Consider the following 24,085-nt stretch of genomic DNA (forward strand, 5'->3'; position numbering starts at 1 on the left):
GAGTGGTTGAATGGCTGGAGAAAACTTGAAGGACCGCATTTCGTATTTGGGGCCAGAAGCCTCATTCACCCATCTGGCGGCTGTCCGGGTGTTCCCGGAAAGCACGCTGGTGCCGTTTGCCACTATTCCTGAATGCATTGAAGCAGTAGCGGAAGGCCGCGTCGACTACGCGGTCGTGCCGCTCGAAAATGCGCTTGAAGGTTCTGTGTCGTTGACGGTCGATTATTTATTCCATGAAGCGAAATTGTATGTGGCAGCAGAAGTCCTTTCGCCGATCGGCCAGCATTTTCTGGTGCATCCGGAAAACGCTGAAGCCGAATCGTTCGAAGCGATTTACTCGCACCCGCAGGCGCTCGCCCAAAGCCATAAATTCCTGTTTTATACCTACCGGAACACGCCGCTCGAGCAATACAGCTCGACTTCAGCGGCGGCCAAAATGGTGTCGGAGCTTCCAGAGCGCCCGATTGCAGCGATTGGCAATGAATTCGCGGCTCATAAATACGGCTTGACAATCCTGCACCGCGATATCCATGATTTTCATTTCAACCACACGCGCTTTTTCGTGCTGTCGAAAACGAATCATAAATTGGAAATCGCGGGGCATGAAAACGAGATTAAAACGACGTTGATGATCTCGCCGCCGAAAGACGACCGTTCCGGCGTGCTCCATCAAATCCTTTCCGTCTTCGCGTGGCGCCAGCTCAATTTAAGCAAAATTGAGTCGCGTCCCTTGAAAACCGGCCTTGGCGATTATTTCTTTATCGTCGACGTGCTGGAAGACGAAAATGCGACAATGATGCGCGGCGCGCTCGAAGAACTTGCGGCGATCGGCTGCGAAGTCAAAACGCTCGGCTCGTATTATATGTATAAGAATTCCTGAGTTAAACCCCACAGCCGTATTGGCTGCGGGGTTTTTTATTGATGCTGCAAACAAGTTCGTTATTCCGCAAAGAAAGTGCAGGATTCTGCAAATAAATCCGATATTCTGCAAACAAACTAGTTATTCTGCAAGTAAATTCGGTTTGCTGCGAGTATTCTGCCGTATTCTGCAAGTAACACAACACTTCCAATAAAAAACACAGAACCCTCAAGAGGATTCTGCGTTCTATTCATTATCTTCCAGCAAGAAGCCGTGCTCGCGCATGGCAGCTACTGCTGCGTCTAAAATGCTTTCATTTGCCCCGGTGATGGTGTGGAGATGTGTGCCGTCGGTCAATTCCAGCAGATAGCTCGCGCCGGTATCGCGCACGCGCTTCATGAACGCTTCAACGGCTGCTTCATCGGAGACGTGGATGCCGGCTGTCAGTTCGCCGTAGACGGGATGCTCGACAGAGACGTCTTTCACAGTGGCGCCGGCGCGCACGAGAATCTTCAGTTCATCTTCCGTGTCGCCAGGCTGGTGGCGGCATGCAATCTGCCTGCTCGCTTCTTTGGAGCCGCTGGCGGCGAGGAAGAGATAGCCGGAGCTCGTTGCAATGATCGGCTCGCTGCGCGCTTTTAGGAGCGTCATGTCGCTGACGATGACCTGCCGTGATACGTTGGCGAAAGCGGCAAGCTCACCGCCGGTCAACGGTGCTTCGGCGGTTTTCAGTTTTTCCAATAAAATCTGGCGGCGCTGTTCTCCGTAAAGTTTTTTCATAATGCAACCTCAGCTTTCCGGATAGGATAAATTCATTTTACCACGGACAATTTCCTAACGGGTTTATTTCGTAAAAGGCGAACAAATATGCTATAATCAATAGGTTAAAATGGAGGAGCGGACATCTATGTACGATTACATAAAAGGGATAGTCACACGTGTGACTCCCGAATATCTGGTAGTGGAACAACAAGGCATCGGCTGGCAGATTTTTGCGCCGAACCCGTACTCATTCAGCACAGAGGAATTGCAGGTTTTCCTGTATCATCACGTGAGGGAAGATGCGCATTTGCTATTCGGCTTTACGACGCTGGAGCAGCGCGAATTGTTCCGCAAGCTCATTTCGGTGTCCGGCATCGGGCCGAAGGGGGCGCTTGCGATATTGGCAAGCGGCGAACCGCAGCACGTCATCGAAGCGATCGAACGGGAAGATGAGTCGTATCTGGTGAAATTCCCAGGTGTCGGCAAAAAGACTGCGCGCCAGATGATTCTCGATTTGAAAGGTAAGCTGGCAGAGTTTTTCGATGCGCCATTCTTGACGAACGAAGCGCCAGGCTTGTTGGCTGAAGGCGATATCGAACTGGAAGAAGCGATGCTGGCACTTGGCGCACTCGGCTATTCAGAGCGTGAAATCACGAAAGTGAAGCCGCAGCTGAAAGACCTGGATTTGAACACCGAAGGTTATATGAAGAAAGCTCTGCAATTATTGCTGAAACAATCTTGATGAAAAGGAGGCGAACGGCATGGAAGAACGTGTAATCGGCAGCGAAATATCGGAATTTGACGAACGCTTTGAACAGTCGCTGCGCCCGAAATTCCTGTCGCAGTATATCGGCCAGCATAAGGTCAAGCACAACCTCGAGATTTTCATCGAAGCGGCGAAAATGCGCCAGGAAAGCTTGGACCACGTCTTGTTGTACGGGCCTCCTGGACTCGGGAAGACAACGCTCGCTGCAGTCATCGCCAATGAAATGGAAGTCGGCGTGAAAATGACCAGCGGTCCGGCAATCGAACGTCCCGGCGACTTGGCGGCAATTGTGTCGTCATTGGAACCGGGCGACGTGCTATTCATCGATGAAATCCATCGCTTGAACCGCTCGATCGAAGAAGTGCTGTATCCGGCCATGGAAGATTTCTGCCTCGACATCGTCGTCGGCAAAGGGCCGACTGCGCGATCTGTGCGGCTCGACTTGCCGCCGTTCACGCTGATTGGCGCGACGACGCGCGCCGGCGCATTGTCAGCACCACTGCGCGACCGATTCGGCGTGCATGCGCGCTTGGATTATTACGACACGGAATCGCTGACGGATATCGTAGAGCGCAGCTCAAAGCTCTTTGAAGCGGATATTGCGCCGAACGCTGCGGTGGAAATCGCCAGGCGTTCCCGTGGGACGCCGCGCATCGCCAACCGGCTGCTGAAGCGCGTGCGTGATTTTGCGCAAGTGCGCGGCAACGGTACGATCACAGAAGACATGGCGAGCCAGGCTCTTGAAATGCTGCAAGTCGATCCACTCGGCCTCGACCACATCGATCATAAATTGCTGGTCGGCATGATTACCCGTTTCCGTGGTGGCCCGGTTGGCCTTGATACGATTGCGGCAAGCATCGGCGAAGAGTCTACGACGATTGAAGACGTCTACGAACCGTATTTGCTGCAAATCGGCTTTATCCAGCGCACGCCGAGAGGGCGCGTTGTGACCGCAATGGCTTATGAGCATTTTCAGATGGAAATGCCAGAATCTAAATAAAGGAAGTTTTAAAAAATGAACGTAAATGATTTCGATTTTGAACTGCCAGAAGAATTGATTGCCCAGACGCCGTTGCTTGACCGTACGTCGAGCCGGCTTTTGGTAATGGATAAAAAAACAGGCAATGTCACGCACCGCCATTTCCGCGATATCGTTGAGCATCTCCATGCCGGCGATACGCTTGTGCTGAACGATACCCGCGTGTTGCCAGCGCGCATGATGGGCGTCAAAGAAGACACCGGCGCGAACATTGAATTGCTGTTGTTGAAAGAAATTGGCGAAGACGTCTGGGAAACACTTGTCAAGCCAGCGAAAAAAGTCAAAATCGGCACCGTTATTTCTTTTGGCGAAGGCCTTTTAAAAGCGGAATGCGTCGGGCTTTTGGATCACGGCGGCCGCCATTTCAAAATGGTTTACGACGGCATTTTCTACGAGATTTTGGAGCAATTGGGTGAAATGCCTTTGCCGCCCTATATCCGTGAAAAGCTTGAAGACCAGGACCGCTACCAGACCGTTTTTGCGAAAGAGCGGGGAAGTGCCGCGGCACCGACTGCCGGCCTTCATTTTACCGATGCGCTATTGGACGAGATCCGTGCGAAAGGCGTCAACATCGCGTTTATCACGCTGCACGTTGGTCTTGGCACTTTCCGTCCAGTGTCGGTTGATTCGATCGAAGACCACGAAATGCACGCGGAATTCTACCGCATCACACAAGACACGGCGGACCTCATCAACAACACGAGAAACAACGGCGGCCGGGTCATTTCAGTCGGCACAACGTCGACGCGGACGCTCGAATCCGTGGCCAATAAATTCGGCGGCGAATTGCAGGAAGACAGCGGCTGGACGGATATTTTCATTTTCCCGGGCTACGAATTCAAAGCGATTGACGGCTTGATCACCAATTTCCATTTGCCGAAATCGACCTTGGTCATGCTCGTCAGCGCATTGTCGAACCGCGATGCCATTTTAAACGCTTATCAAGAAGCGGTCCAGGAACGCTACCGTTTCTTCAGTTTCGGAGATGCGATGTTCATTGAACCAGCGAAAAAGGAGACACAACAATGACACAAGCAGTATGGTACGAACACATAAAAACATGTAAACAGACCGGTGCGCGCCTTGGAATCGTCCATACGCCGCACGGTTCGTTCGAAACACCGGCTTTCATGCCGGTCGGCACGCAGGCAACGGTCAAGACAATGTCACCGGAAGAATTGAAAGCGATGAATGCGGGCATCATCCTCAGCAACACTTATCACCTATGGCTGCGCCCAGGCAATGACGTCATCAAAGAAGCAGGAGGCCTGCATAAGTTCATGAACTGGGACCGTCCGATTCTGACGGATTCAGGCGGGTTCCAAGTGTTTTCTTTGAGCGAATTCCGCAACATCAAAGAAGAAGGCGTCCATTTCCGCAACCACATGAACGGCGACAAATTATTCTTGAGCCCGGAAAAGGCGATGGAGATCCAGAATGATTTGGGCTCTGACATCATGATGGCGTTTGACGAATGCCCACCATACCCGGCGACGCATGAATACATGAAATCAAGCGTAGACCGCACTTCCCGCTGGGCGGAACGCTGCCTCACGGCGCATGCCCGCAAAGAAGACCAAGGCCTTTTCGGCATCATCCAGGGAGGCGAATTCGAAGACTTGCGCCGTCAAAGTGCCCAAGACCTCGTATCACTTGATTTCCCAGGCTACGCAATCGGCGGCTTGTCTGTCGGCGAACCGAAAGATGTTATGAACCGCGTATTGGAATTCACGACGCCGTTTATGCCGGCTGACAAACCTCGCTACCTGATGGGAGTCGGATCACCGGATTCGTTGATCGACGGTTCGATCCGCGGTGTCGATATGTTCGACTGTGTCTTGCCGACCCGCATCGCGCGCAACGGCACATTGATGACGAGCACAGGGCGCTTGAACATCAAAAACGCGAAATTCAAGCATGATTTCGGTCCGCTTGATGATAAATGCAGCTGCTACACATGCACAAATTACTCACGCGCCTACGTTCATCACTTGCTGCGCGCAGATGAAACTTTCGGACTCAGACTTACTAGTTATCATAATCTTCATTTTCTGTTAAACTTAATGGAACAGGTGCGACAAGCAATACGCGAAGACCGCCTGGGAGATTTCCGCGAAGAATTTTTTGAAGCCTACGGTTTCAATAAGCCAAACGCTAAGAATTTCTAATAAGAAAAAGAGACAGCGAAGGGGGGAAATTGAAAAAATGGATACAATTATTGCGTTATCACCTTTACTATTAATGTTCTTGTTAATGTGGTTTTTCATCATCCGTCCGGCACAAAAGCGCCAGAAAGCGACAGCTAACATGCAGAAGGAACTTCACCGCGGAGATCGGATCGTAACAATCGGCGGCCTCCACGGAACAGTTGATGCAGTCGACGATGCAACAATCTACATAACTGTTGCAGACGGCACGCGCATGCAATTCGAACGTCAGGCAATCGCCCGCGTTGTGGATGCAGCAAAAACGACGGTCTAACAAAAAGATCGCCTTCGATACCGAAGGCGATCTTTTTTTGAGTCAAAAAATCATTGAGGTTAAATGATATTTCAATCGTCGATATTCCTTATCGAGAGATATCTTAGCGACGGCGCGTCAAGGGGCTAGGCAAGGAAATGGCCAAATGGAATTTGGCCCATTTCCTTTGCTTCGAAGCTAGCGCAGCGATGCAGAGACAAAAGCAGAAAGTTCTTAGCAATGAGACGAGGGTCCTTCTCGGCACATTGTAAGAGCTATGCCCAAAGCGTCCGAAGAGATGATAAGTAAGTTGCTTTATTAGCACAGCTTAATTAGACAACAACAATGACCGACTCATATGTGAAAAAAACATTCAAAAAAATAAAGCCATTGTTCTCAATCTTCCCGCAATCGGCTACAATGGAAAAGAACGGATGGAAGGAGCAACAAAATGTTAAAATTTACCGATCAATATGACGTCGTTCTGCCCGCACTCCAAAGCAAAATCGCTGAATTTCATTATTTCCAATACGATACATTTACTGCGGAGGAACTTTGGGATTATTGCATTAAGAAAAAATGGCGCAAAAAAGATATCGGGGATATGAGGCTGCATGAAATGGTCAACGGCATTATGGACATCCGTGCATCTGACTTCGTCGCCTACCATCAAGTAGAAGGGCTAAAAGGCGGCAATTGGTTTTCAGAAGGCAATTTGGCGAATCTTGAAGAACTGCTGCGCCCGACGAAAAAGCCGGATTCCGTTTGACACCTTTCCGGACCTGTTTCATAATGATAGTGCTGTGTTTTCACATCGAGGAGGAATAATTACATATGAAGTCAAGAGGTCGCATTATCGCCTTTTTCTTATTGGTCATTGTACTGTTAGGAACCGTAGGCGCTACGAGTTTACCTATCGCTAAAGACATCAAGCTTGGATTGGATCTGCAGGGCGGATTCGAAGTCCTCTACCAAGTTGAAGCGCTTGAGGAAGGCCAGGAAATCACTGAAAGCGTATTGTCTGATACGGTCAACGCTTTGCGGAGCCGGATAGACGTGCTCGGCGTCAGTGAGCCGGTCATCCAGATCGAAAGTGGCAACCGCATTCGTGTGCAATTGGCTGGCGTAGAAGACCAGGCCACTGCGCGTGAGCTGTTGTCGACGGAAGCCAATCTAACGTTCCGCAACGCCAGCGATGAAGTGATGCTTGCAGGGAACGATTTGAAGCAAGGAGGCGCAGCTGCGACATTCGATCAGAATGGCGCACCGATCGTCACACTTGAGCTGAACGATCCGGGCAAATTCGCTGAAGTCACGAATACGATTTCGCAATTGCCGCCGCCGGAAAACGTCCTTGTCATCTGGTTGGATTTTGAAGAAGGCGTCGATTCCTACGCAGCGGAACTTGGCAAGCCGGATCCGAAGTTCGTTTCGGATCCACGGGTTTCCCAGCGCATCAATTCGCCATCCGTTGAAATTTCCGGTGCATTTACTGTAGAAGAAACTCAGAACTTGGCCGGTATTTTGAACGCCGGAGCGCTTCCGGTGAGCTTAGAGGAAGTCTACTCGACATCTGTCGGCGCGCAATTCGGCGCACAGGCGCTTGATCAGACAGTCTTCGCCGCGGCAATCGGCGTTGCCCTCGTATTGCTGTTCATGGTCCTCCATTACCGTGTTCCGGGACTGATTGCGGTTGTTACGCTATCCGTCTACATTTACCTGATTCTCTTAGTGTTCGAATTGATTGGCGGGGTGCTGACGCTTCCGGGTATCGCAGCAATCGTGCTGGGTGTCGGTATGGCAGTTGACGCCAACATCATCACTTACGAACGCATCCGTGAGGAAATGCGCGCGGGGCGTTCGGTCCGTGAATCGTTCAAAGCTGGAGCGGCTTCTTCGTTCTCAGCCATCTTGGACGCTAACGTCACCACGATGATCGCTGCAATCGTGCTGTTCATTTTCGGTACCAGCTCTGTCAAAGGATTCGCGACATTGCTGATCATCTCGATTCTTGTCAGCTTCCTGACGGCTGTCTGGGGCTCACGCGTATTGCTCGGCTTATTGGTCGGCAGCGGTGTGATGGACCATAAACCAGGTTGGTTCGGATTGAACAAATCAAAAGTCCACGATTCGTCCGAAAATAAAGAGATCTATGATTTGGCTACGCCATTTGATCGCTTCGATTTCGCCGGCAGCCGCAATAAATTCTTTGCTGCGTCGATTATAACCATCGTTATTGGTATGATCGTTATCGGTGTTTTCCGTTTGAATCTGGGCATTGACTTTACCCAAGGGACACGCGTTGAAATTACCTCTGACGCCGCTCTTGAAAAAGAGCAAGTCGAGAGCTTCCTGACGGAAAGCGGTTTTGAGACGGAAGATGTCGTCATCTCTGGGGACGACGCGAATCTCGCTGTGACCCGTTATACGGAAGAATTCAGCCAAGAAGATATCAATGCCTTGAAAACAGCGGCAGTAGAGGAATACGGCGTAGAGCCGAACGTTTCCACTGTGTCGCCGACCGTTGGGCAGGAATTGGCAAAAAATGCGCTTTACGCGCTCCTAATCGCTGCAATCGGCATCGTCATTTACGCGACGCTGCGCTTTGAGTGGCGCATGGGTGTCGCTTCGATTGTTGCATTGATCCATGACGCATTCTTCATTGTTGCAGTGTTCAGCTTGCTAAGGCTTGAAGTCGACATCACGTTCATTGCCGCAGTGCTGACCATTGTCGGTTATTCAATCAATGATACGATTGTCACGTTCGACCGCATCCGCGAGAACATGAAGCGCGTGAAGAAAATCGAAACGGAAGAGCAATTGGCTGATGTGGTCAATAGATCACTGCGCCAGACACTCGTCCGTTCGGTCAACACAGTGCTGACAGTGGTGCTGGTCGTCGTTGCACTATTAATATTTGGTGCTCCTTCGATTACAAACTTCTCAATAGCGTTGTTGATTGGCTTAATTGCCGGTACGTATTCATCGATTTTCATCGCAGCTCAGCTATGGCTCGTGCTTAAAAAGCGCGAACTGAATAAAAAAGGCCCGATTGACATCGAGAAACTTGAAGAGAAAAACAAATGGGGTTCTGATGAACCTGTCGTATAAGTTTATAAAGGAAAAGAAACAGGGTATGGATAAAATGACCCTGTTTCTTTTTTTATTACCTTGAAAGGAGATGAATTTATTATGAAATTACAATGGTTGATTTTGCTTGGCCTTATTTTTGCAGTCATTATCGCGTTATTCGCAGTTGTCAATGTCGATTCGGTACCGGTCAATTATGTCTTCGGCGAAGCGCAATGGCCGCTGATCCTCGTTATTCTTGTATCGGCACTGCTCGGCGTCTTGCTCAGTTCGACAGTTGCCATCATCCGCACTTTTTCGTTGAAGCGCAAAGTCAAAGCTCTTCAAAAAGAAATGGCTGTTAAAGAATCATTGATTGCAACACAGCAGAACGAACTTGGTGAATACCAGAAGTTGGATGTTCAGCCTGAAGCAATGGTTGTTACTGACGGCAAAACGGTAGAAGATAAGGAAAGATTCTAGGCAAAAGGAGCGGCCTTCGATGTTAAATGGAGGCAACTCCTTTTTGTCTGCATTTTTTTCCTGTATAATGGACCGGTGAGGAAGTGATTGTCGATGATTGAATCCAAAAAAAGATGGCGCTTGACCACTCCCGATGAAGGATTGGTGCAAGCCATACAACAAGAATTATCCATTTCATCGGTATTGGCAAAAATTTTAGTGACGCGCGGTATTTCGAGCGCTGAAAAAGCGAAGAACTTCATGGCTGTCGGGATGGAAAACATACATAATCCCTATTTGATGAAAGACATGGACATTGCGGTTGAACGCATTCGCCGTGCTATTGAAAATCAGGAAAAAATTGTTGTCTACGGCGATTATGATGCCGATGGAGTTACAAGTACAACGGTCATGATGACGGTATTGGAAGACTTGGGGGCAGAAGCCTCGTTTAAAATCCCGAACCGTTTCAAACACGGCTATGGACCCAATAAAGAATTATTTCAGCAAGCAAGTGATGAAGGCGCAACGCTCATCGTCACTGTCGACAATGGCATTTCAGGAATTGATGAGGTCGCGTTCGCGAACAGCCTTGGGCTTGATGTCATCATCAGCGACCACCACGATATCGGAGACGTAATGCCGGATGCATTAGCGGTTATACACCCGCGCCACCCGGAAGGCACATATCCGTTCGGCGAGCTTGCCGGAGTGGGTGTGGCGTTTAAGATGGCGCAAGCGCTGTATGAAGAAGTGCCTGAGCATTTATTTGAATTGGTGGCAATTGGCACGATTGCCGACTTGGTACCCTTGCACGGCGAAAACCGCATCCTGGTGAAAGCGGGGCTTGCGGCGCTTAGAGATTCTCCGCGCCCGGCAATCGAGGCGCTTTCGGAAGTGTCCGGCGTCAAGCAGCGCGACATCACGGAAGAAACAATTGGATTTATGTTCGGACCCCGTGTCAACGCTATTGGCCGGCTCCAGGACGCAGATCCGGCAGTGCGCTTATTCATGACTGAAGATATGGCAGAAGCGAGAAACTTGGCTGGAGGCCTCGACGTGCTGAACAAAGAGCGCCAGGCAATCGTCAAGCAAATTGCCGAAGAAGCGACTGCGCAAGTCGAGCAGCGTTATCCCGATGGTCCGCCGCATGTGATCATTGTCGCGCAGGAAGGCTGGAATCCCGGCGTCGTCGGCATTGTGGCATCGAAATTGGTGGAGCAATATTACCGGCCGGCGATTGTGCTGTCGCTCAATCCAGAAACCGGAAAAGCGAAAGGCTCTGCCCGCAGCATCGAAGGATTCCACCTTTATAATGAGCTGGCAGAAAACCGTGACATCCTGCCGCATTTCGGCGGCCATCCGATGGCTGCTGGCATGACGCTGGACATCGAGCATGTCGATGAATTGCGCAGCCGTTTGAACAAGCAGGCGGAAGCGGGATTGTCTGAGGAAGATTTGGTGCCGGTTGTGGAAATCGATATTCCGGTGCGCTTGGATGAAATTGACACCGAAACAATTGAATCGATGCGTATGCTGGCACCGTTCGGCATGGGCTTTGCAAAACCGAAGTTTTTCCTTGGCGATGTGACGGTGTCGTCAATCCGCAAAATCGGCGCGTCGCAGAACCACTTGAAAGTGGAACTCGCGCAGGATGCGGCCACCATAGACGCGGTCGGTTTCGGCTTAGGTCCGGTTGGCGATGAACTGACGCCCGATGTGAAAATCGACGTGATCGGCGATTTGCAGGTCAATGAATGGAACGGCCGCAAAAAGCCGCAGCTGATGATTGAAGATGTCCGCACCGACGAATGGCAATTATACGACATTCGCGGCATCCGCCAAGTGGCTCGCTGGTCGAAATTGATTCCAGACAAAGGCCAAGTGTTCCTGGCGTTCCGGCCGGACACGGCTGCCGTCTTCGAAAGTTTGATCGGCCAGACGATTCTGGGGCCGGAGGATTTGAAAAAGCTCGAAGCACACAAGCACCATCTCGTGCTGCTTGATTTGCCGGATTCCGAGAATGAGCTGGCGGCTGTGCTCGCGGAACTCAAGCCGAAACGGATTTATGCGCATTTTTATGCCAAAGAATCGCAGTATTTCGAGCAGATTCCAACACGCGAACAATTCGCTTGGCTGTTTTCGTTCATTAAGAAACGCGGCACGTTCGACTTCAAGAAACATTGTGATGAACTGGCGAAGCATAAAGGCTGGAGCCGCGAAACATTATTTTTCATGCTGCAGGTGTTTTTTGAACTTGATTTTGTTACACTTAACAATGGACTTACAGAGCTTGCTAAAGCTCCGAGCAAACGTGATTTGACTGATGCGCCTATTTACAAAAAACGTGAGCAGCAAATCGCTTTGGAACAGAAGCTGCTGTATGCATCTTATAGAGACTTAAAACAGTGGTTTGACGCGAAAGTGGCAGCCAAGGAGGAAGAAATATGGATTTGAAACAGTTCGTTACAATTGTAGAAGATTGGCCGCAGCCCGGCATTCGCTTCAAAGATATCACAACGATCATGGACAATGGCGAAGCGTATAAATACGCGACAGACCAGATTGTGGAATACGCGAAACAAGTCAACGCTGAAATCATCGTTGGTCCTGAAGCACGCGGTTTCATCATTGGCTGCCCCGTTGCTTATGCCCTCGGCATAGGTTTTGCACCTGTTCGCAAAGAAGGCAAACTGCCGCGCGAAGTTATCCGCGCTGAATACGGCCTGGAATACGGCAAAGACGTCTTGACGATGCATAAAGATGCCATTAAACCAGGCAAGCGCGTGTTGATCACTGACGATTTGCTGGCTACTGGCGGCACGATCGAAGCAACAATCAACCTTGTTGAACAACTGGGCGGCGTAGTCGTCGGTTGTGCATTCCTCATTGAATTGACATATCTTGATGGCCGTGACAAATTGGTCGGCTATGATGTAATGACATTGATGAAATATTAATCACCTTCCTCCGCCTTTTGGGCGGAGGTTTTTTATTTGGATACATAACGGCTTTGAAAAAGGGTAAGGACTATGGAGGTGATGATTCATGCATTTAAGCAAATACCATGATCCAGCGAAAAACAATGCGCTGCTGGCAGAGATTCTCGAGGATACTGCGACAATCAGCGACATTACGGAAGAAACACGGAGTCTTTTCCGCAGCATACAAGGCAATGGGCCGAAGCCGGGCGGAACCTACCGGAAAGATTGGCGCGATCTCTTGTGGGCATTGCTCGCACAAGAAAATTCCATTGAAGATCCGAATGGTTATGCTGAACTCGTCGAAGGCGATGAAGCCGTGCCGGAATGGAAACAGGAGCTCGATGAAGAATACAAAGTGTTGGAAGAAGCGTTGACGCGCTGCGTCAATGTCGAAGATTTCGGCGCGAGGGGCGATGGAGTGACCGATTGCACAGCCGCTTTCAAAAAAGCTTTCGGCAGTGGCCGCACCGACGTTTATGTGCCGAAAGGCATCTTCGTTGTGCGCAAAATCGAGATGCCATCTTTTTCGCGGCTGCGGGGAGAAGGCAAAGGTGCGACGGTCCTGAAGCTCCACGATAAAGCACCTAAGCGGCAGCGGCTCGTCATGAATGCCAATCCGTTTCGCGGCAACCACCACATCTCGGTCGAGAACATCGGGCTGGACTGGAACGTCGAACGGCTGGGCGATGTTGAAAACACAAGTGCCGGCAATAACTTCTCGAGCTGCCTGACTTTTGCCAAAGTCACATATGGCTGGGCAAAAGGGGTGGCAGCAGTGAATCCCGGACTGCATTGCTTTGACGTGTCGTCGACTTTCTATAATTACGGCGGCGACGGCAAGCGTGCTAGAGGGGGCAGCCAGTTTATCTGGATTGACCGCTGCACAGGCTATGGGTTCGGGGATGACGGCGTAACGACTCATCACAGCGATTACATCTTCATTTCAAATTCGCATTTTTGCGACCCGAGCGGCCGTTCCCATAAGAAAGGATTTTCCAACTCGAACGGCATCGAAATTGATGACGGCTCGCGCTTTGTCTGGCTCCTGAACAATTCGACTTCAAATTGTTTCGGCGGAGTGGAAGTCAAAGCCCACGCTACTTCATCAGCGGCAACCGGGGTGTTCATTTCGGGCCATTTGTCGGTCCGCGACAACCGCTCGTTCAATTTCCGCCATATAGGCCATCACACAGCGGACGATCCGGATTCCATGACCGCGTATAACATCCTTGCCCAGCGGCTCGTCTCGGTTGCGCCTGTCTTCACTGAGATGTACGCAGGGTCAGCGCCGCGCGCGCTGGTGGTGTCGGGCTACCGCAATGTCGCAATCAACCATTTCTTGTTTATCGGCGATCCGGATACTGATTACAGCAATAATCCAGCGGCCGCAATCCAGTACAAAGCGGGGCATGTGTCACTTTCAAACGGCACGATCACAGGCTTCCGAAAAGCGAAAGCGGATGTCTTCGTCGCGGGAGGCAGCCAATGCGCTCACGACGTCACAGTCCGCAAACTCCGTTGCCTGCAATCTTCGGAGCGGGCCGTGCAGATCGGCAAAGGCAGCAAAAATATTATTGAAGAAGAAGTATTCCAGGAATAGCTGCTGGTTTATTTTATTAAGCAACTATATAAGTTGAACTAATTAAATAGCATAGAAAAATGCTTCGGACGCTTGGGGCAGAGCAAAGACGGTTGTTTCTGCATCGCTGCGCTAGCTTCGAAGCAAAGTAAATGGTCCAAATTCCATTTGGCCATTTACTTGCCTAGCCCCTTGACGCGCCTTCGCTAAGAAATATCTCGATATGGAGCAAAACAGCGGAGACGCCTGCGGGAAAGCGAGACAGCCGAGACCCCGCAGGGAATGATTGGGCAAAAGTAATTTGCATAATCATTTGCGACGAAGCTAGCGAAGCGATGCAGGAGCACAAGGTTTTCGAAGCGACCGAGGAGGCTTGGCGCTCGCCCGCGGCAAGCTTAGCTGTTTTGCGGAATATCGATTATAAGTGTTCACTAGTTTAACTTATATAGATCTGAGGAGGAAAACGATATGAAATTAACCGGAAAGAAAATATTAAGTTTCGTCCATCATGAATTTGAAGACTTGGAATTATGGTACCCGATTCTTAGGCTGCGCGAAGAAGGCGCTGAAGTGCATCTTGCAGGCGAGGAGGCAGGCAAGGCCTATATCGGGAAATACGGCGTGCCGGCAACTTCGGATTTTGCGTGGGGCGACATCACACCGAGCGACTACGACGCGCTGCTGGTTCCAGGCGGATGGGCGCCGGACAAAATCCGCCGTTTCCCGGAAGTGCTGAACATTGTGCGCTTCATGGACAAGAACAACAAGCCGATAGGCCAAATTTGCCACGCCGGCTGGGTCTTAATCTCGGCGGACATCCTAAAAGGCAGAAAAGTGACGAGCACGCCGGGCATTAAAGACGATATGAGCAACGCCGGTGCTGAATGGTTCGATGAAGCGGTTGTCGTTGACGGCAATTTAATTTCGAGCCGCCGCCCGCCGGATTTGCCGGATTATCTCAGAGAGTTCATTAAAGTCATGGAGAAACTGTGACAAAGCTTTACTTTTGGCCCAATTGTTTTTTATAATGTATAGATATACTTACGCAAAAATTAAAAGCAAGGTGGGCAATTATGGCGAAAGATCAAGTTAGGACTCCCGAAGACGTATTTGAAATGTGTGCGTCTTATATGAATGCCGATCATGTGAATACGATTAAAAAAGCTTACGAAGTGGCATTGAAGGCACATGAGGGGCAGTTCCGGAAATCCGGCGAACCCTATATTGTCCACCCTGTTCAAGTCGCCGGAATTCTGGCGGAATTGCAGATGGACCCTTCTACAGTTGCGGCGGGCTTTTTGCATGACGTCGTTGAAGACACCGAAGTCAGCCGCGAAGACATCGTCCGCGATTTTGACGAAGAAGTGGCGATGCTTGTTGATGGCGTGACAAAGCTCAGCAAGATTAAATACATGTCGAAAGAAGAGCAGCAAGCTGAAAACCACCGTAAAATGTTCGTAGCGATGGCGCAGGATATCCGCGTCATCCTCATCAAATTGGCTGACCGTCTGCATAATCTTCGTACGTTGAAATACCAGTCGGTTGAAAAGCAGCGCATCAAAGCGAACGAAACACTGGAGATTTTTGCGCCGATTGCTCACCGCCTAGGGATCAATACGATCAAATGGGAGCTTGAAGACACAGCGCTCCGTTATTTGAATCCGCAGCAATATTACCGCATCGTCAACTTGATGAAAAAGAAGCGGACTGAGCGGGAAGATTACTTGAATAAGGTGATGGATGAAATCCGCATCCAATTGGACGAAGTCCAGATTGAGGCGGATCTTTTCGGTCGCCCAAAACACATTTACAGCATCTACAAGAAAATGGCGCTGCAAAACAAGCAGTTCAACGAAATCTATGATTTATTGGCAGTGCGCATTACGGTCGACAGCATCAAGGATTGTTACGCCGTTCTCGGCATTATCCATTCAACATGGAAGCCGATGCCTGGCCGTTTCAAGGATTACATTGCGATGCCGAAACAGAACCTCTACCAGTCGCTGCATACGACGGTCATCGGGCCGCAGGGCGATCCTTTGGAAGTGCAGATTCGCACAGAGGAAATGCACCGCATCGCCGAATACGGGGTAGCTGCGCATTGGGCGTATAAAGAAGGCCGGAAAGTCGATATGCCAAAAAACACGGTCGATTCCCGCTTGACGTGGTTCCGCGAAATCCTGGATTTCCAGAACGAAGCGGACAACGCGGAAGAGTTTATGGAATCGCTGAAATACGATTTATTTTCCGATATGGTCTATGTATTTTCGCCAAAAGGCGACGTCATCGAAATGCCGGCTGGCTCTGTGCCAATCGATTTCGCATACCGGGTGCATTCGGAAATTGGCAATAAAACCATTGGCGCCAAAGTCAATGGCAAAATGGTGCCGCTTGATACGGAATTGAAAACGGGCGACATCGTCGAGATCCTGACATCGAAGCAATCGTTCGGCCCAAGCCGCGACTGGCTGAAAATCGCCAAATCGACGCAGACGAAAAACAAGATCAAGCAATTTTTCAAAAAGCAATTGCGCGTCGACAATGTCCAAAAAGGCAAAGACTTGATTGAGAAGGAAATCCGGGCGCAGGAATTCAACGTCAAAGACATTATGACAAATGAAAATATCAAGCGTGTCTGCGAAAAATTCAATTTCGCAGGCGAGGACGATATGTACGCGGCAGTCGGCTTCAGCGGCATCACAGCGCAGCAAGTCGTTAACCGCCTGGCAGAACGCCAGCGCAAACGCCGCGAACAAGAAGAAGCCATCGAGAAAATCACGGTGGAAATGAAATCGCCTGCACCGCGCAAGCAGACCGATTCAGGCGTCATTGTCCGCGGCATCGACAATATGATGATTCGTTTGTCCCGCTGCTGCAACCCGGTGCCTGGCGACAGCATTATCGGGTTTATTACGAAAGGCCGTGGAGTTTCTGTCCATCGCGCCGATTGCCCGAATGTCCATGCCGACCAGACCGACCGCTTGATCCCGGTTGAATGGGAAAACGCGGAATCACCAGAGAAAAAAGACTACGCAATCGATATCGAAGTCCAGGCGTATGACCGGACAGGGTTGATCAACGAAGTGATGCATATGGTCAGCGAAGCGAAGACGACAATCACGGCGGTCAGCGGCAAAGCTGACTCCGATAAAATCGCGACGATCAACATGACCATCATGATTCCGCACATTTCGCACCTGAACCGGGTAGTGGAAAAGATCAAGCAGATTCCCGATGTCTATTCCGTCATACGCGTCACGAATTAAGGAGGCATTATGCGGGTCATATTACAGCGTTCGAAAAAAGCGTCAGTGACTGTCGGCGGCGAAAGGGTCGGATCGATCGATTCCGGCTTTGTGCTGCTCGTCGGCATCACACATGGCGATACTGAGCAAGACGCGGCTTATGTCGCTAATAAGATTGCCGGACTGCGGCTTTTTGAAGACGGCGAGGGCAAGATGAACTTGTCGATCCAAGAAGCCGGCGGCAGCATCTTGTCGATTTCCCAGTTCACGCTTTACGGCGACGTCAGAAAAGGGCGCCGGCCAAGCTTTACCGCAGCGGCGCGCCCTGATATTGCCGAGCCGCTTTGGCTGAAGTTCAACGAAGAATTGCGGTCATGCGGCCTGTCTGTCGAAACCGGCGTGTTCGGGGCAATGATGGACGTCGAACTCGTCAACGACGGCCCCGTCACAATGATCATTGAATCGAAAGAATGAAAAAGGAGCTGTCCAATAAGTCGAAATAACAGACTTATTGGACAGCTCCTTTTCTAACGTAGCGCAGGGGAATACTATTGCTCCTGTCTCTGCATCGCTACGCTAGCTTCGAGACATGAAAGTGCGTTGCATCGCTGCGCTAGCTTCGTCGCAAAGGAGGTGCCCCAAATTACTTTTGGGGCACCTCCTTTTTTACATGAAAAAGCGGCATAGAGGAGATCCCCCATGCCGCTGGATAGTTATTGGCTTAATTTCGCATCGAAATAATTGACGATGCCATCATACAAGCCGAGTGCCGCTTGTTCTTGGAATTTGCTTGAAGTGACAATGCGTTCGTCGTTGTAATTGCTCAAATAGCCCAGTTCAACGAGCACAGCCGCTTGCTTGTTTTCCCTCAAGACGAGGTAGTTGCCATGGCGTGCGCCGCGGTTCCGCAAATCGATTTTGCCGCTAAGGCCTTCGTTGATCGATTCGGCAAGCGCTTGCTGGTAATCGAGCATGTAATACGACGTGAAGCCGGACACGCTATTGTCGTCGGTTGCGTCATAATGGAGGCTGATAAAAGCATCTGCCGCCACGCCATGGCCCGTGGAAACCCGCGAGCGCAAGTCGACATAGACATCCGATTGCCGTGTCAACAGCACTTCAGCGCCTGCAGATCGCAAGTGGTGAGACAAGATTTCCGAGGTTTTCAACGTCAAGTCTTTCTCTTTTGTTTCGCGAACTCCGACCGTTCCGCCGTCATTGCCGCCATGCCCGGGATCGAGCACGATCGTCAAACCGTTGAGCGTGCCTTTTTTGCGTGCCTGAGGTTCAGGGGCCTCCGCTGATTCGACTTTCATTTCGCCGTTCGTTACGACCCAGTCTGCGACAAAGGCATTTTGGCCATCCGGCAATAAAACCTGGTACCAATCGCCTTGCTTATCGACAACCGCGAATTCTTGGCCGGCATCAGCGCGGCTTGCGACGGCTGAAGCAGTGGACGGGCCCGTGCGCAAATTCGTTCCATCTGTCAAGATGGTGATGTTTTCGGCTTTCGGGCTTGCCGCTTTTTGAACCGGTTTATCAGACAAGTGGCCATGGAATGCATAGACCCAGCCGCTATCTTTTTCAGAAATTTGGATCTCGACCCAATTTCCTTCAATCGAACGGACCGGGAAAACTTCGCCCTTTTTTACGGTTTTCTGGATAGAAGAACTTAAATCCGGCTGATTCCTTACATTCAAGGCATCCACTGCGATTTCGAACGAAGAGACATCGCTTTTAGCAGGGGCGGGTTTTTCCTGGTTTTGGCCCGCAGTGCTTATGTATTGTTTGGAAACGAATCCTTTGACGCCCCGGAAATCGATTTCAAGCCAATTTCCTGCATCATTGACGATGAGGGCTTGGTCGCCGGCGCTCATCTGCGCCAGCACGGAAGAGGAAATATCCGCTTGAGCACGGATGTTCAAGTGGTCAACAGCAGCGACTGCTGTTTGCCCGGAAGCTTTGTTTGTTTCGTTGCTGCTGGTTTTTCGGGCCAGCCAAGAAGCGATCCAGCCGGAACCGCTGCCTGTGCTGATTTCCAGCCAATCACCGTTTTCAGAAACGATTGTGACTTTCTCCCCTTTTTCAAGCGCTCCGGAAACGCTATAGGAAAGGCCTGGACCGCTGCGGATGTTAACTGTCGATCCGGTAATTTCCGCTTCGCCGCCAACCGCCAATGCGGGGTTTGCCGAAAGCGGAGGAATTGTGCCGGCAATCATTAAAAAAAGTAGAATAAGACCAATTAACCATTTTGCGTTCATTCTGCACCACCTTTATAATCTATCTCTCTGTATTATGAAAAAAAAACGGCCGTTTGTCAAAAAAGGTTGACAAGATTTGTGGGAGTCCTTAAGATTAACTTTATTATCCTTATATATTAGCTGTTGACGAAGAAAGTAATTGCATGATCGACTGAAAAGAGAGGGGAAGTCCTAGGCTGTAAACTTTCCTGCAGGGATCTGCGACGAAAAACACTTAAGAGGCTCCTTTCTGAACGGCGCAACTGGCGTTTATTAGGAAAAGACGGAACCGGCCGTTACCCGGAATGAGAGGATGCTGGCATTATTTACATGGCATCAACTAGGGTGGAACCGCGGAAGCTTATCAAAAGCTCTCGTCCCTTGCGAAAGCAAGGGGCGGGGGCTTTTTTGTATGAAAAAAAAAGGAGTGGAAAAAATGGGCAAGAATATCCAAGCGCCGCGCGGCACATACGACGTGCTGCCGGACCAATCCGCCAAATGGCAGGAAGTTGAACAGAAAATTATTGAGTTATGCCGCCTATATCAATACAAGGAAATCCGGACGCCGATTTTTGAGCACACGGAATTATTCCAACGCGGCGTCGGCGACACGACCGATATCGTCACCAAAGAAATGTATACATTCAAGGACCGCGGCGATCGCAGTTTGACGCTGCGCCCCGAAGGCACCGCTTCAGTCGTGCGGTCATTCGTGGAAAATAAATTATTCGGTTTGCCGGACCAGCCGGTGAAATTATTTTATACGGGCCCGATGTTCCGCTATGAGCGCCCACAAGCCGGTCGTATGCGCCAGTTCGTGCAGTTCGGCGTGGAAGCGATCGGTTCGAAAGACCCGGCAATTGACGCGGAAGTGATTTCACTCGCAATGGAAACTTACCGTGCTGTCGGCTTGAAAAGCCTGCGCCTCGTCATCAACTCGCTGGGCGACACGGAAAGCCGTTTAACACATAAAGAAGCGCTGGTGGCGCATTTCGCACCGCACATTTCTGAGTTCTGCCCGGACTGCCAAGCGCGTTTGGACAAAAATCCGCTGCGCATTCTGGACTGTAAAGTCGACCGCAACAATCCTTTGATGGCCACTGCGCCTTCATTGGCAAATTATTTGAACGAAGAATCGCGCCAGTATTTCGATGAAGTGAAAGGCTATCTTGAAGAACTCGATATCCCTTATGTCGTCGATCCGAATCTTGTACGCGGACTGGATTATTACAACCACACCGCGTTCGAGATCATGAGCGACGCGGAAGGCTTCGGTGCCATCACGACGCTAGCGGGCGGCGGGCGCTATAACGGACTTGTCGAAGACCTCGGCGGGCCGGAAGCACCGGGCATCGGTTTTGCGATGAGCATCGAGCGGCTGTTATTGGCACTCGAAATGGAAAACGTGGAAATCGGGTTATCGGACACGTTGGACGTCTACGTGATCGCGATGGACGAAACGGCGAAGAAAAAAGCATTCAGCGTCGTGAAAGACTTGCGTGTGAATAAATTATCGGCAGATATGGATTATACAGCGCGCAAGCTGAAAGCGCAGATGAAATCGGCTGACCGCAAAAAAGCAGGATTTGTTGTTGTCATCGGTGAAACGGAAATGGCAAGCGGCAAAGCAAACGTCAAGGAGATGGCAACAGGCGAGCAGCACGAGGTTTTATTCGCTGACATTGCCAGCACGGTATTGAAAAAGAAATCATTGGAGGAATAGATATGTCGAGAACACATTATTGTGGAGAAGTCAGTGAAGCCGCCATCGGGCAGCGTGTATCATTAAAAGGTTGGGTGCAGAAGCGCCGTGATTTAGGCGGCTTGATCTTTGTTGACATGCGTGACCGCAGCGGCATCGTGCAAGCAGTATTCAATCCGGAAATTTCAGCGCCAGCAACAGAAATCGGCGAGACGCTGCGCAACGAATTCGTTATTCATATTGAAGGGCTTGTTGTAGCACGTGCGGATGGCCAAGTTAATGCGGCGATGAAGACCGGCAAAATCGAAGTACAAGTGGACCACGCAACAATCATCAACGCGGCGAAAAACCCGCCGTTCGCAATTGACGACCAAACGGAAGTCAGCGAAGATTTGCGCTTGAAATACCGTTACCTGGACCTGCGCCGGCCGGCGATGTACGAAACGTTCAAAATGCGTTCAGACATCACAAAATCGATCCGCCGTTTCTTGGACAATGAAGGTTTCCTGGAAGTGGAAACACCGATTTTGACGAAATCGACTCCAGAAGGCGCACGCGATTATTTGGTGCCAAGCCGAGTCCACGAAGGCGAATTCTACGCGCTTCCGCAATCGCCGCAATTGTTCAAGCAAATGCTGATGGTCTCTGGATTTGACAAGTATTACCAAATTGCACGTTGTTTCCGTGATGAAGATTTGCGCGCTGACCGCCAGCCTGAATTCACGCAAATCGACATGGAAATGAGTTTCAAGACGATGGAAGAAATCATCGAAATGAACGAGCGGTTGATGGGCATCATGATGAAAGACGTCAAAGGTGTCGACATCGATGCACAATTCCAGCGCATGAGCTATACCGAAGCGATGGACCGTTATGGTTCGGATAAGCCAGACGTACGCTTCGGCCTAGAACTTGTGAATGTTTCGGACCTGGTAAAAGATTCATCATTCAAAGTATTCTCTGGCGCCATCGAAAACGGCGGCCAGGTGAAATTGATCAATGTCAAAGGTAGCGCGGCAAACTACTCGCGCAAAGACATTGACGCTCTTGGCGAATTCGCTGCACGCTACGGCGCGAAAGGCCTTGCTTGGCTGAAAGTTGAAGCGGACGGCGTTAAAGGGCCGATCGCGAAATTCTTCGAAGGCGAAGCAGCTACAGCATTGACCCTGCGCGCTGATGCAGAAGCCGGCGATCTTTTATTATTCGTAGCGGATTCTGCTTCGGTTGTTGCAGACGCATTAGGTGCGCTGCGCATGAAGTTCGGCAAAGAGTTGAATTTAATCGACAACTCGGTTTATAAATTCCTATGGATCACGGACTGGCCGTTATTCGAATACGATGAAAAAGACGGCCGCTACTACGCAGCCCACCATCCGTTCACAATGCCGTTCGAAGAAGACATCGACAAATTGGATACAGAGCCGCAGAACGTCCGCGCGCAGGCCTATGACCTTGTGTTGAACGGCTATGAACTAGGCGGAGGCTCGCTGCGCATTTACCGCCGCGACATCCAGGAAAAAATGTTCAAGACGCTCGGCTTTTCCGACGAAGAAGCGCGCGAGCAATTCGGCTTCCTGATGGATGCATTCGAATACGGCACGCCTCCGCACGGAGGGATCGCTTTCGGCTTGGACCGCTTGGTAATGCTTCTTGCTGGCCGCACAAACTTGCGCGACACGATCGCATTTCCGAAGACGGCGAGCGCCAGCGACTTGCTGACAAGCGCACCGAGCCCGGTATCAAATGCACAGCTTGATGAATTAAGCCTATCTCTGAATGTTCAGAATACTGAAAAATAACCAGTATAAATTAGTTGTCGAATCAAAAAAGGTGTGCTAACATACAAGTAGTAGAGAATCCTGATGTGTTCGTTACGAGCAATTCAGTTTTGACCCAACATTTTGTCGTCGGGAGACCAGATTTCATCATGGCTAACATGCCCTAACCGGAAGTTATAAGTGATGACGAGGTCACCCACCTGCTTGAAGCGGGTTCAAAAACGATGCGCACCAAAACGGACGGCACGATTGGGATTCTCCGTTATTTCAAATTTTCGCCTCCCGGCAATTTGTCGGGGGGTTTTTATTTGTGTATAATCCCTAGTAGGTTAATCTGCATTATTATTTTATTTTGAAGGGTAGGCAAATCATGTTACATCAATTTTCCAGAAACGAATTAGCAATCGGCACAGAAGGCATGGATATGTTGAGAAACTCCACAGTCGCGATTCTTGGCATCGGCGGAGTGGGTTCATTTGCAGCAGAAGCATGCGCACGCAGCGGTGTCGGCCGGATCATCTTGGTCGATAAGGATAACGTCGACATCACGAACATCAATCGCCAGCTAGTTGCGAATTTATCAACGGTCGGCCAGTCGAAAGCTGGCGTCATGCAAAAGCGCATCGAAGACATCAACGCAGACTGTGAAGTCATTTCGCTGCACATGTTTTATACAGAAGAAACGTTCGAGGAGTTTTTCAGCTACCAGCCGGATTACGTCATCGATGCATCCGATACAATGATTTACAAAGTCCATTTGATCCAGGAATGCGTCAAGCGCGGAATCCGAATCATTTCAAGCATGGGTGCGGCGAATAAAACCGACCCGACGCGCTTCCGCATTGTGGACATCTCAAAAACGCATACCGATCCGTTGGCGAAAATCATCCGCAAGAAATTGCGCGCATCGGGCATCTATAAAGGTGTTCCTGTCGTATTCTCAGACGAAAGCCCGATCATCGTCCGCGAAGATGTTGTCGGGAAAGTAGGCAAACCCGAAGCGGAAATCCGCAAAGCCCAGATGCCGCCAAGTTCAAACGCCTTCACGCCTTCAGCGGTCGGCTTGATCTGCGCGAGCTGGGTTGTCAACGACATCACCAAATCGATTCCGATCAACCGCGTACGAAATAATTAATAGGG

The 24,085-nt window shown here is 50.3% G+C and carries 20 protein-coding genes, 1 other RNA gene and 1 other annotated feature; of the genes, 19 read left to right on the forward strand and 2 right to left on the reverse strand.

All coding sequences use genetic code 11. The features are described 5' to 3' along the window. The first annotated feature begins 10 nt into the window (after window positions 1–10). Window positions 11–880 carry a prephenate dehydratase gene (gene pheA / locus AC4EHJ_RS01155; RefSeq protein WP_490973770.1) on the forward strand — a complete coding sequence of 290 codons (870 nt, stop codon included), beginning with the start codon at window positions 11–13 and terminating at the stop codon, window positions 878–880. A gap of 225 nt (window positions 881–1,105) precedes the next feature. On the opposite strand, the gene AC4EHJ_RS01160 is transcribed toward pheA, so the two are convergent. After that, window positions 1,106–1,639: a transcription repressor NadR gene (locus AC4EHJ_RS01160; protein WP_490973771.1), complete on the reverse strand. Its 534-nt coding sequence runs from the start codon at window positions 1,637–1,639 to the stop codon at window positions 1,106–1,108. Between the two features lie 127 nt (window positions 1,640–1,766). Between AC4EHJ_RS01160 and ruvA the strand changes: the two genes are divergently transcribed. From ruvA to dtd, 14 genes are all read left to right on the forward strand, one after another. Beyond that, window positions 1,767–2,363 carry a Holliday junction branch migration protein RuvA gene (gene ruvA, locus AC4EHJ_RS01165; RefSeq protein WP_490973772.1) on the forward strand — a complete coding sequence of 199 codons (597 nt, stop codon included), beginning with the start codon at window positions 1,767–1,769 and terminating at the stop codon, window positions 2,361–2,363. A gap of 19 nt (window positions 2,364–2,382) precedes the next feature. Continuing rightward, window positions 2,383–3,387, forward strand: coding sequence for a Holliday junction branch migration DNA helicase RuvB (gene ruvB / locus AC4EHJ_RS01170; RefSeq protein WP_490973773.1), 1,005 nt, complete (start codon window positions 2,383–2,385; stop codon window positions 3,385–3,387). A gap of 15 nt (window positions 3,388–3,402) precedes the next feature. Further along, a complete protein-coding gene (gene queA / locus AC4EHJ_RS01175) occupies window positions 3,403–4,455 on the forward strand; it encodes a tRNA preQ1(34) S-adenosylmethionine ribosyltransferase-isomerase QueA (RefSeq protein WP_490973774.1) in 1,053 nt (350 codons plus the stop codon). Continuing rightward, window positions 4,452–5,594, forward strand: a complete 1,143-nt coding sequence (tgt, locus tag AC4EHJ_RS01180; RefSeq protein WP_490973775.1) for a tRNA guanosine(34) transglycosylase Tgt — start codon at window positions 4,452–4,454, stop codon at window positions 5,592–5,594. The genes queA and tgt overlap by 4 nt, the downstream gene beginning before the upstream one ends. A gap of 37 nt (window positions 5,595–5,631) precedes the next feature. Continuing rightward, window positions 5,632–5,907 carry a preprotein translocase subunit YajC gene (yajC, locus tag AC4EHJ_RS01185; protein ID WP_490973776.1) on the forward strand — a complete coding sequence of 92 codons (276 nt, stop codon included), beginning with the start codon at window positions 5,632–5,634 and terminating at the stop codon, window positions 5,905–5,907. Window positions 5,908–6,337: 430 nt separating this feature from the next. Beyond that, the gene (locus AC4EHJ_RS01190) at window positions 6,338–6,655 is read left to right on the forward strand and encodes a post-transcriptional regulator (RefSeq protein WP_490973777.1); all 318 of its coding nucleotides are present in this window, start codon (window positions 6,338–6,340) and stop codon (window positions 6,653–6,655) included. Window positions 6,656–6,720: 65 nt separating this feature from the next. Further along, a complete protein-coding gene (gene secDF, locus AC4EHJ_RS01195; protein WP_490973778.1) occupies window positions 6,721–8,997 on the forward strand; it encodes a protein translocase subunit SecDF in 2,277 nt (758 codons plus the stop codon). A gap of 81 nt (window positions 8,998–9,078) precedes the next feature. Continuing rightward, window positions 9,079–9,438, forward strand: a complete 360-nt coding sequence (locus AC4EHJ_RS01200; RefSeq protein ID WP_490973779.1) for a LapA family protein — start codon at window positions 9,079–9,081, stop codon at window positions 9,436–9,438. Between the two features lie 93 nt (window positions 9,439–9,531). Next, window positions 9,532–11,874, forward strand: a complete 2,343-nt coding sequence (gene recJ / locus AC4EHJ_RS01205) for a single-stranded-DNA-specific exonuclease RecJ (RefSeq protein ID WP_490973780.1) — start codon at window positions 9,532–9,534, stop codon at window positions 11,872–11,874. Beyond that, a complete protein-coding gene (locus AC4EHJ_RS01210; RefSeq protein WP_490973781.1) occupies window positions 11,865–12,377 on the forward strand; it encodes an adenine phosphoribosyltransferase in 513 nt (170 codons plus the stop codon). Before recJ ends, AC4EHJ_RS01210 begins: the two co-directional genes overlap by 10 nt. An 88-nt stretch (window positions 12,378–12,465) precedes the next feature. Further along, a complete protein-coding gene (locus AC4EHJ_RS01215) occupies window positions 12,466–14,001 on the forward strand; it encodes a glycosyl hydrolase family 28-related protein (protein ID WP_490973782.1) in 1,536 nt (511 codons plus the stop codon). A 447-nt stretch (window positions 14,002–14,448) separates the two neighbouring features. Beyond that, window positions 14,449–14,973: a type 1 glutamine amidotransferase domain-containing protein gene (locus AC4EHJ_RS01220; protein WP_490973783.1), complete on the forward strand. Its 525-nt coding sequence runs from the start codon at window positions 14,449–14,451 to the stop codon at window positions 14,971–14,973. An 80-nt stretch (window positions 14,974–15,053) separates the two neighbouring features. Continuing rightward, a complete protein-coding gene (locus AC4EHJ_RS01225; RefSeq protein ID WP_490973784.1) occupies window positions 15,054–17,246 on the forward strand; it encodes a RelA/SpoT family protein in 2,193 nt (730 codons plus the stop codon). Window positions 17,247–17,255: 9 nt separating this feature from the next. Next, window positions 17,256–17,699, forward strand: coding sequence for a D-aminoacyl-tRNA deacylase (dtd, locus tag AC4EHJ_RS01230; RefSeq protein ID WP_490973785.1), 444 nt, complete (start codon window positions 17,256–17,258; stop codon window positions 17,697–17,699). Between the two features lie 239 nt (window positions 17,700–17,938). Here the strand turns inward: dtd and AC4EHJ_RS01235 are convergent, their stop codons facing one another. After that, on the reverse strand, window positions 17,939–19,486 hold the full coding sequence (locus tag AC4EHJ_RS01235) for an N-acetylmuramoyl-L-alanine amidase family protein (RefSeq protein WP_490973786.1): 1,548 nt from the start codon (window positions 19,484–19,486) through the stop codon (window positions 17,939–17,941). A gap of 114 nt (window positions 19,487–19,600) precedes the next feature. After that, window positions 19,601–19,850: a binding site (T-box leader), on the forward strand. A 27-nt stretch (window positions 19,851–19,877) separates the two neighbouring features. On the opposite strand from AC4EHJ_RS01235, the gene hisS reads away from it, so the two are divergent. The 4 genes from hisS to AC4EHJ_RS01255 all read left to right on the forward strand — a co-directional run bounded on the left by hisS (window position 19,878) and on the right by AC4EHJ_RS01255 (window position 24,080). Continuing rightward, entirely contained in the window at window positions 19,878–21,188 is a 1,311-nt protein-coding gene (hisS, locus tag AC4EHJ_RS01240; protein ID WP_490973787.1) for a histidine--tRNA ligase, read from the forward strand. 2 nt (window positions 21,189–21,190) lie between these two features. Continuing rightward, window positions 21,191–22,966, forward strand: coding sequence for an aspartate--tRNA ligase (gene aspS, locus AC4EHJ_RS01245; protein ID WP_490973788.1), 1,776 nt, complete (start codon window positions 21,191–21,193; stop codon window positions 22,964–22,966). Between the two features lie 54 nt (window positions 22,967–23,020). After that, a non-coding RNA gene (gene ssrS, locus AC4EHJ_RS01250) (6S RNA) lies at window positions 23,021–23,205 on the forward strand. Window positions 23,206–23,315: 110 nt separating this feature from the next. Continuing rightward, a complete protein-coding gene (locus AC4EHJ_RS01255; RefSeq protein WP_490973789.1) occupies window positions 23,316–24,080 on the forward strand; it encodes a tRNA threonylcarbamoyladenosine dehydratase in 765 nt (254 codons plus the stop codon). The last annotated feature ends 5 nt before the right edge of the window (window positions 24,081–24,085 follow it).

It is taken from the genome of Planococcus sp. TJ-301, assembly GCF_058268475.1.